Source organism: Candidatus Rickettsia kedanie (assembly GCF_045865205.1).
In the GTDB taxonomy this organism is placed as follows: Bacteria; Pseudomonadota; Alphaproteobacteria; order Rickettsiales; family Rickettsiaceae; genus Rickettsia; species Rickettsia australis.
Genome location: NZ_BAABMM010000036.1, coordinates 1 through 12,034 on the forward strand (window position 1 = coordinate 1; position 12,034 = coordinate 12,034).

The following is a 12,034-nucleotide window of genomic DNA, read 5'->3' on the forward strand; positions in this document are numbered from 1 at the left end:
TCAAGGCATTCAAGGCGAAATGAGAATTATTACTGAAAATCTATTAGCATTTTAATACATAACATATACTACTTTGTAAACCTTCACAAAATAAACTCACAATAACTATTTGTAACAGTGCCTTTAACATACTTACCGTTAGGATCTTGGATTTCTCGCTCTATCTCAGCAGATTTTAAACCTAATTATATATATATATCTAAAGTGGAGCATATAATAAAAAATTAATACTTTGAGCTATTCTACTATCTATCAAATCTTTAGAATTTCTTCTATGATAAAATTTTTCTTGTAAAATACGATAGTGATCTAATATTTCCTGTGTTATATCTTTTACATCAAGAGATTGTAATTCTCCTTTATCATTAAATTTTGCTTTCATGCCTGAGCATTTTGCTTCCAATAATAATATTTCTTGAAAAACTTTATGATTAGGAGTATGACAAACAAAATTAGGATCATTATCCGGCATTAATTCATTTGCATTTTCCATTATGGCTTGATTGAGCTTATGTAATTGCTCCTTATTAAGCTTTTTATCTAAAACACTTATAAAAAAAGCTTCCCTTTGTTTTTGCTTACTTGCAGTACTAAAAGCCTGCTACATCTTTTGCAAAACATCAAAATCAAAATTTTCGTTACCTATTTCTTTGATAACTAAATTTGCTAAATTTTTTGTTTCAGTACTCACTGTTTCTTTTTTATTTTTTGTAGCCATAATATTAATCTAACTTATAATTATTTAAATATTAATGATAGATTAAATTAATTGCTAGAGGTTTTTACTATATTTATAATCAAAACTTTAAGACAGTATCTCAAAAGTCATACTGGACTTTTGCTGTATCCTAGAATTTCTATTGATACTATCTCATCATCTGGTTGAGCATGATTTACTAGCTCTAATATATTCGAAGATGTTAAATTGCTAATATAAACACCGTTTTTATCATTTAAAACACGCTGAACCACAGATAATTTAAAATCATCAGAAGTTCCATATAATGACATTTTGTCTTCAAATAATTTTTTAAATATATCTAATTCAAGTAATTCTTCACTTACAATACTTTCTCTAATATATTCACTCACAAATAAAAACATTATGCTTCGTGCTAAGCTATTTTTAATATAAAATTCTTTTAAGCATGCTATAAAATTTTCAAAAAAACTTACTCCTTCAATTAATGCTTCAAAAGAAATTTGATAATCAGGGCACAATTCCTGATATATTTTTTTCTGCAATTCCGCTTTTTCAAAATTTTTCAAATAAAAATTATCTACTAATAACTTGTAAAGTTCAAGTAGCTTGCTAGGACAGTTAATTTTTAAAATTCCTTTTTTATCAACTTCTACAGCAAAATTGTGTCTTTTTGCTACCAAGAATAATATTTCTTGAAAAACTTTATTATTAGGAGTACGACAAACGAAATTAGGATCATCATCCGGCATTAATTCATCTGCATTTTTCATTATTGCTTGACCGAGTTTATGTAATTGCTCTGGATTAAGCCCTGTATCTAACAAACTTATAAAAGTTTTTCGTTGTTTTTGCTTACTTGCAATGCTAAAAGCCTGCTGCATCTTTTGTAAAATCCCTAAATCAAAATTTTCGTTATCTATTTCTTGTATAACTAAATTTGCTAAATTATGTGGTGCTTCAGCACATAATTCTTCTCTTTCTAAGTTTCTTTGACCTAACCTGAAATCAACATTGAATCCTGATTCTTTCTTTTTAGCTAATCTAGGATATTTTTCTTCAATATCTACAGGTTTACTAATACAAGAGAACAGCATTTCTTTTAGCTTCATATAATTTATTCCTTAAATTAACAGGACGTATTATATTTAGTTAAAAAATATTAACAAGCACTTTATAAAAGATTAATATAAATTAATTTTTGTTAAGAGGGTGATGCAATAATGCTTTTTTTAGATGATTAGTTTGAAGATGAGTATATATTTGGGTCGTTGATATATCAGCATGGCCGAGTAGCTCTTGAATTACTCTTAAGTCTGCTCCACTCTCAAGTAAATGACTTGCAAAGCTGTGGCGTAATATATGAGGAGAAATATGTTCAGGGTTAAGATTAGCATAAAGAGCAGCAGATTTTAACAGAATTGCAAAATTTTGCCTAGTCATATAACCTGCTAAAGCTGATGAGGGAAATAAATAAATTAGATTTTTTGGTTTAGCTTTATTCACAAAAATATCTCTAATTACAAGATATTTAGCAATAGAGATAACTGCCTGTTCATTTATTACTATGACTCTTTCCTTATTACCTTTACCAAGCACCGAAAATATTTTTCTTACTTCTCCTTTAGATGTTTTATTAGTCAGAATATCGCTAAGTTTAAGACTCACAAGCTCCGAGACTCTAAGGCCGCTAGCATAAAGCAAATGAATCATCGCATTAAGCCTTATACCTTCAGGAGAATTATCTTGCGAGCAATATTCAAGTAGCGATTTAATTTGATCTATAGACAGTATTTCAGGAAGTTTATTTTGGTATTTCGGTAAATCTACGTTCAGAACCGGATTAAAGGCAGTATGATTTTCGCTAATTAAAAATTCATAGTAGCTTTTTATAGTTGAGATTTTTCTGTTGATTGAGCGTGCTTGTAAATCATTACTTGCTAGATATTCAATCCAATCTCTAACATTTTCTGTGGTAATATTTAATTCGGATAATCTTTGTTTAGCAAGATAGTTTTGAAAATCGAATAGGTCACGCTTATAGCTAAGTATAGAATTTTTTGATAATGCTCGCTCAGCTAAGAGCATTTCTAGGAATTGCGAAATAAATTCCATAAGATTTTTTAATTTCTATAATGGAGGCCAGGGTCGGAATCGAACCGACGAATAGAGGATTTGCAGTCCACGGCATTACCACTTTGCTACCCAGCCTAGGTATCGTCATTGCTAGGATAGGCAAAGCCTAGACGTGGCAATCTCAGGAGTTTGTTATTATTGCATAAGATTGCCACGCTCCCTATGGTCGCTCGCAATGACGTTTTCAAAACACGGTAATACTACCAACATTCATCCAAAAAAGCAACTATTTTTATATTAAACTCCTAATCCTTGCAGGATATTTAAACGATTTATCCTTCATCAAATGCAGGAACTGGCTAACGGCATCCACTATATAGTCATTTTTAATATGAGGAAAATTCAGTAATTCCTTTAAAATTATGCTTGATTGTTTGGGTATTAGAACACTAGCTGATTGAAATAAAGGAACTACCGAGGCGAATCTTGTAACTTTATCGAGCCTTGGCTTAATCCTAATCACTCTAATATTCTCGCCTAAACCCTATATCTTGAATCAATTGTTAACCGCTTGCTTTATCCTCAATTAATATAAATTTTGGCTGATATTCTCTAGCTAATTTTTCCATTATATTTTTAAGCTCAGGATAATTAATTTTTTTCCGTACTAATGATACTAGATAATATTTCTGCTCAAAAATCCCCCATATAGTACAAACACTATAATCAGAATCTTCAGCAATTTTAATTGCCGTATCCCAGCTTTGCATAAAATAATCAAACTTCTCAGGTAGAGTTTCATAAAAGCTAATATCCTCCATATTAAGCAAAGATGTCTCTAGCTATAGGTTATTGTAAATATTGAGCATTATAATTATAGCTACCTATTTCCTGCTCTAACTTTGCTAAGCAATCAGGAGGTTCTTTATAGCTATCTAAAATCTCACCGCTAAGATATTGATATTCTTTATTCATTAATTTAAAGGAGTAATCTTGAATGCTCATAGCTGGAATTTTCAAATGATGCCATGAATTGCTACTACTAAGTAGATAACCGGATAAATCATCTGTATGAAGAAGCTGTATCACTAGAACTATCGCTCCCTTATTACGATTATTTAGTCTGCTAACAAAAGTTTGCTCAAACCAATCTATAACTTTCTTACGTATTTTATAAGAATAAATTTGTGTAGGATTATGAGGATCATCGATAATTAATATATCACCGCCCTCACCTGTTGCCTATTCTCCAACCGATGTTGCAAATCTAAAGCCGTTAGCTGTCGTTAAAAACTTACTTTTTTGATTATGGGTTTTACTAAGGATAGTATTTGGAAAAAGTTCCTTATACCAATTGGAATTTAAAATAAACCAGCAATCTAGTTAGTGTTTAATGCTAAGTATTTGAGAATAGCTGGCAGTCATAATCCTTTTGATGGTTTTAACCCCAAATAGATAAGTAGGCCAAGCAACACTAACACAAATAGATTTTAAGCTCCTTGGCGGTATATTGATTATTAAACGATTAATATCACCGCTTTGCACGGCATTTAAATAATCGGTAATTATTCTTATATGTTTACTTGGGTAATACTCTGCTCCCTGATTAATAGTATTAAATACCTTAATAATAAAGCTATGAAAATCCTGCAGTAAAATAGAATTTAAGAATTCTTTAGAGTGGAGCATATAATAGTGTCATATCATGATTTACTGTCACCCTGTGGCTTTACCAGATGGTCCTAAAAATAATAAAAAAGCCTGGATACCGTGGTCACGCCACGGTATGACATATATCACAAATTATCATTGCCATTAATCCCCTATAGTATATAATTATTAAAAATAATATGTTTATTTATGCAGTTACTACGAATTGTTTTTATCACGATCATATGTGCTTACTCTTCTATATTTGCAGAAAATTTAGAGTCGGTTACTACAACTGAAGATATTGAACATGATGTATTTATCCCTCTTGATGAAAATCATCCTATTCTAAATCCAAACGATAATATTGATAGTTCTGAATTGACGAATTATACAAACGGTAAAATTGTTGCATTAAATAAAATTACCGCTACTTCTGAAGAAATTAATTTTAAAGTCGGAGAAGAGAAATATTTCGGTAATATAAAAATCAAATTGCATAAATGTATAAAAAACCTTGATCCGTATAATGAAGATAATTATTTGTTGATGACCATAACGGAATATAAAATAGACGAAGATCCTAATTTACTCTTTCAAGGATGGATGATTTCTTCAAGCATGTCACTTTCAACATTTGAACACCCAATCTACGAAATTTTTGTTAAAGATTGTTTTTAATTGAAATGATAAATTATTTAACTTCAACTTTAATATTCCTAATTCCAAGCCTTGGAATGGTAGCGGGCTTATCAGTTGCAGCTACTGTTACAATTTTTTTGCTAATGTTATTTCTGCGAGGTATGAATCGTCATTGCGAGCGACTAAAAGGAGCGTGTCAATCTCATAAAGCAGATCTCCTGAGATTGCTTCGTCACAACTTACAGTTTTTCCTCGCAATGACGATAAAAACCGAACTATTATTCGTCGCTTGGTGCTTTATATCTTGTTTATTCGGAATTCATCCTATTAATAGCCTAGTTACTTTTGCTCAAGTGTTCATACTTTTATTTCTTGGATTTATAGTTAGTGATTTTGCTCTTTTCGGGAATCGCTTGCAGTTCAAAAAAGCTTTAATACTCGGAATTCTCACGGCAATATTATTATTCTTTATTGAATATTCTTCTCATGGTTTTTTAACAAGAATGTCCAAAACTAGTTTTGGTTTATATATGCTAGATCGAGGCTGTGCTTTACTTTCAATTACTTCGTGGGTAGCGATGATCATTTTACTCTCTAGCGGTAAAAGAAGACACGCATTAATGCTATATATATTAGTGCTTTATTTATTAAGTATTTCCGATAGTTTAGCAAGTTTTTTAGGCTTTAGTATAAGCGGAGTAATATTTATTTTAGCAAGAGTTATAAAACCGATATTTTTCAAATTAATTGCAATAAGTTTAATTACCGGCTCGTTACTATTTCCAGTTATAGCTAAACAAATAGAACCACAAGATTTATCTGAAAAATATTTAGCTATACAACCTTCCGCTGCTCATCGTTTATTTATTTGGCATTTTGTTGCAAATAAAATCATCGAAAAACCGATTTTAGGCTATGGCTTTGCTTCTTCTAAATATATCAAAGTCAATAATAGTGCAATGATCAACCACAACGGAGAACAATGGCATCCTTTGCCGCTACACCCTCATAATAATATATTACAAATTACTCTTGAACTCGGTACAATAGGTTTAATATTATTTTTATGCTTAGTTTATAAATATCTCAAACAAATTAGTAATCTCGAAAATAATAATTTCAAAGCAATTTCCTATGCATGTTTTATAAATTACTACATTATCGGCATGATTTCATATAATATTTGGCAAATATGGTGGATATCAAGCGGTATTTTGGTACTAGTTTTAATGAAGTTACTAGTTAAACCTGATATTGTCATTGATAATTGATGCTATTTGGTATAGATATAGCAGTAAGTGTTTTATGTCATTCCCGCTTACGCGGGAATGACATAAACCGTACTTATACTCATACAATAAAAACATATGCTACAAAACTCAGAGCTTTTACAAGAATATTTACCGATTGCTATATTTTTCGGTATTGCGGTATTGGTTTCCGGCTTAATAATGATTCTACCTAATCTATTATCGACAAAGAACTATAATAAAGATAAGCTAGAGCCTTATGAGTGTGGTTTTGAACCTTTTAGTGATGCAAGGTCAAAATTTGACATACGCTTTTACTTAGTTGCCATGTTATTTATCATATTTGACATTGAAATTGCATTTTTAGTGCCTTGGGCTATTAGCCTTAATATGATAGGTAAAATAGGCTTTTTCTCAATGATATTTTTCTTATTCGTACTTACTATCGGGTGCATCTATGAATGGAAGAAAGGAGCTTTAGACTGGTAATTATATGACACACAGTTTTTATCAAGAAGATGAATTATTAAATAATGCGCTTTCTAATAGAGGATTCTTACTCACTAAAGTTGATGACGTTATAGGCTGGGCGAGAGCTAATTCCTTATGGCCTATGACTTTTGGGCTTGCTTGTTGTGCTGTTGAGATGATGCAGGCAGCAGCAAGTAGATATGATATGGATCGCTTCGGTATGTTATTTAGACCAAGTCCAAGACAGTCCGACCTTATGATAGTTGCAGGAACACTTACTAACAAAATGGCACCGGCTCTACGTAAAGTATATGATCAGATGGCTGTGCCTAAATGGGTGCTTTCAATGGGTAGCTGTGCTAATGGCGGCGGCTATTATCATTTCTCCTATTCGGTAGTGCGTGGCTGTGATAGAATCGTACCTGTTGACGTATATGTCCCTGGCTGCCCTCCTACCGCCGAAGCATTAATTTACGGGCTTATGCAATTACAGAAAAAAATTAAACGCACTACAGGTTTTAAGTATGACGCTAGACACACTCATTGAAAAATTTGCAGCTAAATCTAGCATTTTAATAACTCCGGTCATGGTTAAAGATTACCTAGCTTATAAAATCGAGCTGAATTTTTTATTACCGTTTTTAAAAGCTTTAAAAGAATCGGAAGAATTACGTTTTACCGTACTTACTGATTTATTTGGAGCTGATTTTCCTGAAAGAGATAAAAGATTTGAAGTAGTTTACAACTTATTAAGCTTAAAATTAAATAAGCGTCTTATAATAAAAGTATATATATCTGAAAAAGAAACTATACCTTCGGCAATGAATATATTTAGTACCGCTTGTTGGTATGAGCGTGAGGTTTACGATATGTACGGGGTAAATTTCGATGGCAATGACGATAAAAAACGGATACTAACCGATTATGAATTTGAGGGACATCCATTACGTAAAGATTTCCCGTTAACAGGTTATACACAAGTTAAATATGATGAGCAGCTAAAGAAAGTAGCTTATGAGCCGGTTAATTTAGATATAGAATATCGTGAGTTTGATTTTAGCTCTCACTGGCATAGCCCGACTTACGTATTACCGGGGGATGAGAAGGCCGCCGATGTTATTCCCAAGAAAACGGAAGCTCGGAAATAGAATTACATCAAAACCGTCATTGCGAGGAGGGACATAGTCCCGACGCGGCAATCCAGGAAAAATTATGAAGCAACCGGCTGTATATATTATTGCTAATAAACGAAACGGTACTATTTACGTAGGAGTAACTTCTAATATTATCAAACGTATATATGAATACAAAAATAATACAACTAATGGGTTCAGTAAAAAATACGATTGTATAATGCTAGTATTTTATGAAATGCATGAAACTATGGATTCTGCAATAATCTAGAGAAAAACAAGTTAAATCAGGCTCAAGAGTAAAAAAGCTTAATTTAATTGAGCAAATGAATGTAAGAAAGATTTATATGATGAAATGATTTAACTGGATTCAACGTCTACGGCTCTAGCGTTGTTATATAACTTGGTTTTCTGTCATTGCGAGAAGAATTACACAGTAATTCGACGAAGCAATCCAGTAAAAAATTCTGATTTACAGAATTTTTTTAATTATTTAACTGGATTGCCGCGTCGCTTTGCTCCTCGCAATGACGGTTTGGGTCTCCATGTAACAATACCTACTGCTTCTCTCAATGATGGATACTATGACTAACAACACAAAAACTATAACTCTAAATCTTGGTCCGCAGCATCCGGCAACTCATGGAGTTTTAAGGTTAATTCTTGAGATGGACGGGGAAGTAGTAAACAACGCCGATCCTCATATTGGGTTACTGCATCGTGGTACGGAAAAGCTTATTGAGCATAAAACATATTTGCAGGCTATACCATATTTTGATCGCCTTGATTATGTTTCACCAATGTGCCAAGAACATGCGTTTGCTTTGGCAGTCGAGTCGTTATTAGAATGCGAAGTCCCACGAAGAGCTCAGTTTATCAGGGTACTATTCTCAGAACTAACAAGAATTTTGAACCATACTTTGAATATTGGCAGCCAAGCTTTAGATATCGGTGCTACTACTCCTTTATTATGGCTTTTTGAAGAGCGAGAAAAGATTATGGAATTTTACGAGCGTGTTTCCGGCTCTCGTATGCATTCAAACTACTTCAGACCTGGGGGCGTTGCAGAAGATTTACCTGACGGTTTACTTGAAGATATAGATAAGTTTATAGAGCAGTTTCCTCCTAAACTTCATGATATTGAAAGTCTATTAAATGAAAATAGATTATGGAAACAGCGGCTAGTAGATATCGGCGTTGTGTCTCAAAAAGAGGCAATGGATTGGGGGTTTTCAGGACCGATGCTTAGAGGTTCAGGCATAGCTTGGGATTTACGCAAGTCAAACCCTTATGACGTTTACGATGAAATGGACTTTGAAATACCAATCGGCAAAAACGGTGATTGTTACGACAGATATTTCGTTCGTATGCTTGAAATGTATGAATCTATTAAGATAATCAGGCAATGTATAGAGAAAATGCCGCAAGGTGCAGTAAAAACCGATAATCCTAAATTAACACCGCCGACAAGAGCCAAAATGAAAGAATCTATGGAAGCGATGATTCATCATTTTAAGCTCTATACGGAAGGATATGACGTCCCAGCCGGTGAGACTTATAAAGCAGTAGAAGCTCCTAAAGGCGAGTTTGGTGTATATTTATACTCGCAAGGAGTTAATATACCTTACAGATGTCGTATTAAAGCACCGGGCTTTGCTCACTTGCAAGGACTAGATTTTATGTCTAAAGGTCATTTAATGGCAGATGTTATTACTATTATAGCTACGCTTGATATAGTATTTGGTGAGATAGATCGGTAGACTCGTTTACTACACTATTCATAATATTAGGAGTATATGAATACAAAAATTGCAAATTTTACATTTGATAAGAAAAATTTAAATCTAGCAGAAGATATTATAAAAAAATATCCACCGGAAGGTAAAAGAAGTGCTATATTACCGCTGCTTGATTTAGCACAACGTCAAAATGGCGGTTGGCTACCCATGCCTGCTATCGAATATGTCGCAAATATGCTAGAAATGCCTTATATGCGAGCTTATGAAGTGGCAACTTTTTATACTATGTTTAACTTAAAGCGAGTTGGTAAATATCATATTCAAGTATGTACTACTACCCCTTGCTGGCTACGCGGTAGTGATGATATCATGAAAATTTGTGAAAAGAAATTAGGTATAAAACTCAAAGAAACTACGGAAGATCAAAAATTTACTTTAAGCGAGATAGAATGTTTAGGAGCATGCGTTAACGCTCCGGTCTTACAAATCAATGACGATTATTATGAAGATCTGACTCCAGAAACAATGGAAAAACTAATAAATAAGTTGTAAAATGAGTAAAATACTTTTATTAATAATTAAGTTCTATCAATATTTCATTTCCCCGCTACTTGGCAATAATTGCCGATTTCACCCCTCCTGTTCTGAATATGCCAAAGAAGCTATAACAATACACGGCAGCACAAAAGGCTTGTGGCTTACCTTTAAAAGAATCATCAAATGCCAACCGTTTTGCGATGGTGGATATGATAATGTTCCAATCTCTATAAAAAATTATAAATCACTTAATAAAAAAATATAAATTATGTTTATTGTAAATCTTAAGTATAACCAAGAAATATTGATCAATGAAGGCGCAGGCCTTCCTTCCGTTGGAAAATTTATTACGGAATATAGAAAATTTTTAGATACATGTTATGACCAAGGATATTTTATTTTATCAGGTCCTATATATCCAAGAATTGGTGGTATTATTTTAGCTAATATAGAAAAACTAAGTTAACTTAAAGATATATTAAGAGAAGATCCTTTTTATATAAATAATATAGCTGAATATGAAATTACTAACTTCACTCCTACAAAATGGCATAGAAACTTAAATATTTTTTTCAAAAACATGAATAAATTAATCCCATTACCTCGTGAATTTTTTACAAGAGATACTAACTTAGTAAGCACTGAGTTAATAGGTAAAGTCTTATATTTTCAAGATAAAAAAACCATCATTACAGAAACTGAAAGTTATATATGGTAGGATGATCCTGCTTGCCATGCAGCACGAGGACGAACCAAAAGAACAGATGTAATGTTTGGTCCTGCTGGATTTAACTATGTCTATTTAATTTACGGAATGTATTATTCTTTAAATTTCGTAACCGAGACTGAAGGTTTCCCTGCTGCAACATTAATAAGAGGTGTACATGTGATTTCGATTTATATACCGCAGATACTTCAAAAGTTGGAAGTCAAATAAGCGCTGCTGAGCCTGCACAGCAATAATACGTGAGCACAGTCGAATCACGCAATTTGATGTACCAAATCTTGAAGTATCAAAGGTATATCTCAACGGTCCAGGTAAATTATGCAAATATCTTGGCATTAATATCTCTCATAATAAATGCGATCTTATCAATAATAATGAATTTTTTGTCGGCGATATCGGCTTAAAACTCCCCTACTCTACTACTACCCGTATCGATATTACCAAAGGCACGGATAAATTATGGCGTTATGTTGTTACAGATATCACTAATTTAATCTCTCAATATAATTGTATAGCCTTAATAAGGTCATATTGATTTACGGCGAAAGGACCTCTAAAAGGTTTGTCTAATATAAATAATACAAAAACATTGATGATGAAGTGATGCAAACTAAACCAACCGAAATCTTATGTAAATAAAGCTTGGTGCCAAGCATACAGACAAAAATTAAATTAATAGCGGTCATTATACATACAACTATCCAATATTGAATATTTAAGGAAAAATAGGACATTTTAATTCTGTTATACCTTACGGTATCAAGCTCTTTTATCTACTCAATGATTTCCTGCTGCCGTCTTTCAGTAATTGCCATTCACGTGCACTACATCTTTGATATAATTTTTAATATCTAGATAAATTGCAGGTCTCATTTCATGGGGAAGTCAACCTACACTATCTGCAAGCCTCATCAACACTATAGATTCTGCTGCCACCCCTTCTTGTGCTTTATTAAAATTACCGTGTAAATAAACTAAACAACTCTCAGCTATAAGCTGAGAGGTGATAAAGTGGAATCGATTAGAAATCGATCATCATTAATAGGCTCACCTTCTTGCTCATCAATATACTGCTGTATCATTTCATCAGTAATATTACCCGCACTAAC

The 12,034-nt window shown here is 32.7% G+C and carries 16 protein-coding genes, 1 tRNA gene and 4 pseudogenes; 11 read left to right on the forward strand and 10 right to left on the reverse strand.

Annotated elements, in window-relative coordinates:
* Positions 1–113: 113 nt before the first annotated feature.
* The 8 genes and pseudogenes from ACKTSD_RS05525 to ACKTSD_RS05560 form a co-directional block, all read right to left on the reverse strand.
* Positions 114–718: pseudogene (locus ACKTSD_RS05525) on the reverse strand (DUF5410 family protein); the annotation flags it as partial.
* Between the two features lie 107 nt (positions 719–825).
* On the reverse strand, positions 826–1,812 hold the full coding sequence (gene srfG, locus ACKTSD_RS05530) for an SrfG family effector protein (RefSeq protein ID WP_412708351.1): 987 nt from the start codon (positions 1,810–1,812) through the stop codon (positions 826–828).
* An 82-nt stretch (positions 1,813–1,894) separates the two neighbouring features.
* Complete coding sequence (locus ACKTSD_RS05535; protein ID WP_412708352.1) at positions 1,895–2,815, reverse strand: site-specific tyrosine recombinase XerD; 921 nt, start codon at positions 2,813–2,815, stop codon at positions 1,895–1,897.
* Positions 2,816–2,836: 21 nt separating this feature from the next.
* A tRNA-Cys gene (locus tag ACKTSD_RS05540) sits at positions 2,837–2,911 on the reverse strand.
* Positions 2,912–3,068: 157 nt separating this feature from the next.
* Entirely contained in the window at positions 3,069–3,299 is a 231-nt protein-coding gene (locus tag ACKTSD_RS05545; protein WP_412708353.1) for a hypothetical protein, read from the reverse strand.
* A gap of 40 nt (positions 3,300–3,339) precedes the next feature.
* On the reverse strand, positions 3,340–3,597 hold the full coding sequence (locus ACKTSD_RS05550) for a phage terminase large subunit family protein (protein WP_412708354.1): 258 nt from the start codon (positions 3,595–3,597) through the stop codon (positions 3,340–3,342).
* Positions 3,598–3,625: 28 nt separating this feature from the next.
* The gene (locus ACKTSD_RS05555) at positions 3,626–3,865 is read right to left on the reverse strand and encodes a hypothetical protein (protein WP_412708355.1); all 240 of its coding nucleotides are present in this window, start codon (positions 3,863–3,865) and stop codon (positions 3,626–3,628) included.
* A 294-nt stretch (positions 3,866–4,159) separates the two neighbouring features.
* Positions 4,160–4,465 (reverse strand): hypothetical protein, encoded by a 306-nt coding sequence (locus ACKTSD_RS05560; protein ID WP_412708356.1) that lies wholly within the window; start codon positions 4,463–4,465, stop codon positions 4,160–4,162.
* A gap of 171 nt (positions 4,466–4,636) precedes the next feature.
* Between ACKTSD_RS05560 and ACKTSD_RS05565 the strand changes: the two genes are divergently transcribed.
* The 11 genes and pseudogenes from ACKTSD_RS05565 to ACKTSD_RS05615 all read left to right on the forward strand — a co-directional run.
* Entirely contained in the window at positions 4,637–5,107 is a 471-nt protein-coding gene (locus ACKTSD_RS05565) for a DUF2155 domain-containing protein (protein WP_412708357.1), read from the forward strand.
* 8 nt (positions 5,108–5,115) lie between these two features.
* Positions 5,116–6,339 carry an O-antigen ligase family protein gene (locus ACKTSD_RS05570; RefSeq protein ID WP_412708366.1) on the forward strand — a complete coding sequence of 408 codons (1,224 nt, stop codon included), beginning with the start codon at positions 5,116–5,118 and terminating at the stop codon, positions 6,337–6,339.
* Between the two features lie 96 nt (positions 6,340–6,435).
* Entirely contained in the window at positions 6,436–6,807 is a 372-nt protein-coding gene (locus ACKTSD_RS05575; protein WP_412708358.1) for an NADH-quinone oxidoreductase subunit A, read from the forward strand.
* 4 nt (positions 6,808–6,811) lie between these two features.
* Positions 6,812–7,336, forward strand: a complete 525-nt coding sequence (locus tag ACKTSD_RS05580) for a NuoB/complex I 20 kDa subunit family protein (RefSeq protein WP_412708359.1) — start codon at positions 6,812–6,814, stop codon at positions 7,334–7,336.
* Positions 7,314–7,937, forward strand: a complete 624-nt coding sequence (locus ACKTSD_RS05585) for an NADH-quinone oxidoreductase subunit C (RefSeq protein ID WP_412708360.1) — start codon at positions 7,314–7,316, stop codon at positions 7,935–7,937. The genes ACKTSD_RS05580 and ACKTSD_RS05585 overlap by 23 nt, the downstream gene beginning before the upstream one ends.
* A gap of 64 nt (positions 7,938–8,001) precedes the next feature.
* The gene (locus ACKTSD_RS05590) at positions 8,002–8,193 is read left to right on the forward strand and encodes a GIY-YIG nuclease family protein (RefSeq protein WP_412708361.1); all 192 of its coding nucleotides are present in this window, start codon (positions 8,002–8,004) and stop codon (positions 8,191–8,193) included.
* Between the two features lie 313 nt (positions 8,194–8,506).
* Positions 8,507–9,682 (forward strand): NADH dehydrogenase (quinone) subunit D, encoded by a 1,176-nt coding sequence (nuoD, locus tag ACKTSD_RS05595; RefSeq protein WP_412708362.1) that lies wholly within the window; start codon positions 8,507–8,509, stop codon positions 9,680–9,682.
* A 36-nt stretch (positions 9,683–9,718) separates the two neighbouring features.
* Positions 9,719–10,213, forward strand: coding sequence for an NADH-quinone oxidoreductase subunit NuoE (nuoE, locus tag ACKTSD_RS05600; RefSeq protein ID WP_412708363.1), 495 nt, complete (start codon positions 9,719–9,721; stop codon positions 10,211–10,213).
* A gap of 1 nt (position 10,214) precedes the next feature.
* The gene (gene yidD, locus ACKTSD_RS05605; protein WP_412708364.1) at positions 10,215–10,463 is read left to right on the forward strand and encodes a membrane protein insertion efficiency factor YidD; all 249 of its coding nucleotides are present in this window, start codon (positions 10,215–10,217) and stop codon (positions 10,461–10,463) included.
* Positions 10,464–10,502: 39 nt separating this feature from the next.
* Positions 10,503–10,664: a YciI family protein gene (locus tag ACKTSD_RS05610; RefSeq protein WP_412708365.1), complete on the forward strand. Its 162-nt coding sequence runs from the start codon at positions 10,503–10,505 to the stop codon at positions 10,662–10,664.
* A 114-nt stretch (positions 10,665–10,778) separates the two neighbouring features.
* A pseudogene (locus ACKTSD_RS05615) lies at positions 10,779–11,433 on the forward strand (DNA-3-methyladenine glycosylase); the annotation flags it as partial.
* On the opposite strand, the pseudogene ACKTSD_RS05620 reads toward ACKTSD_RS05615, so the two are convergent.
* Both ACKTSD_RS05620 and ACKTSD_RS05625 read right to left on the reverse strand, forming a co-directional pair.
* A pseudogene (locus ACKTSD_RS05620) lies at positions 11,411–11,698 on the reverse strand (bestrophin-like domain); the annotation flags it as partial. The pseudogenes ACKTSD_RS05615 and ACKTSD_RS05620 overlap by 23 nt on opposite strands.
* A 20-nt stretch (positions 11,699–11,718) precedes the next feature.
* Positions 11,719–11,903, reverse strand: a pseudogene (locus tag ACKTSD_RS05625) (bestrophin-like domain); the annotation flags it as partial.
* Between the last annotated feature and the right edge of the window lie 131 nt (positions 11,904–12,034).

Excerpts from the sequence above, each read along its gene's own strand:
- ACKTSD_RS05550 (WP_412708354.1), bottom strand. The coding sequence starts at position 3,597 with ATGGAGGATATTAGCTTTTATGAAACTCTACCTGAGAAGTTTGATTAT.
- ACKTSD_RS05590 (WP_412708361.1), top strand. The coding sequence starts at position 8,002 with ATGAAGCAACCGGCTGTATATATTATTGCTAATAAACGAAACGGTACT.
- ACKTSD_RS05575 (WP_412708358.1), top strand. The coding sequence starts at position 6,436 with ATGCTACAAAACTCAGAGCTTTTACAAGAATATTTACCGATTGCTATA.
- yidD (WP_412708364.1), top strand. The coding sequence starts at position 10,215 with ATGAGTAAAATACTTTTATTAATAATTAAGTTCTATCAATATTTCATT.
- ACKTSD_RS05535 (WP_412708352.1), bottom strand. The coding sequence starts at position 2,815 with ATGGAATTTATTTCGCAATTCCTAGAAATGCTCTTAGCTGAGCGAGCA.
- nuoD (WP_412708362.1), top strand. The coding sequence starts at position 8,507 with ATGACTAACAACACAAAAACTATAACTCTAAATCTTGGTCCGCAGCAT.
- ACKTSD_RS05565 (WP_412708357.1), top strand. The coding sequence starts at position 4,637 with ATGCAGTTACTACGAATTGTTTTTATCACGATCATATGTGCTTACTCT.
- srfG (WP_412708351.1), bottom strand. The coding sequence starts at position 1,812 with ATGAAGCTAAAAGAAATGCTGTTCTCTTGTATTAGTAAACCTGTAGAT.
- ACKTSD_RS05580 (WP_412708359.1), top strand. The coding sequence starts at position 6,812 with ATGACACACAGTTTTTATCAAGAAGATGAATTATTAAATAATGCGCTT.
- nuoE (WP_412708363.1), top strand. The coding sequence starts at position 9,719 with ATGAATACAAAAATTGCAAATTTTACATTTGATAAGAAAAATTTAAAT.
- ACKTSD_RS05585 (WP_412708360.1), top strand. The coding sequence starts at position 7,314 with ATGACGCTAGACACACTCATTGAAAAATTTGCAGCTAAATCTAGCATT.
- ACKTSD_RS05560 (WP_412708356.1), bottom strand. The coding sequence starts at position 4,465 with ATGCTCCACTCTAAAGAATTCTTAAATTCTATTTTACTGCAGGATTTT.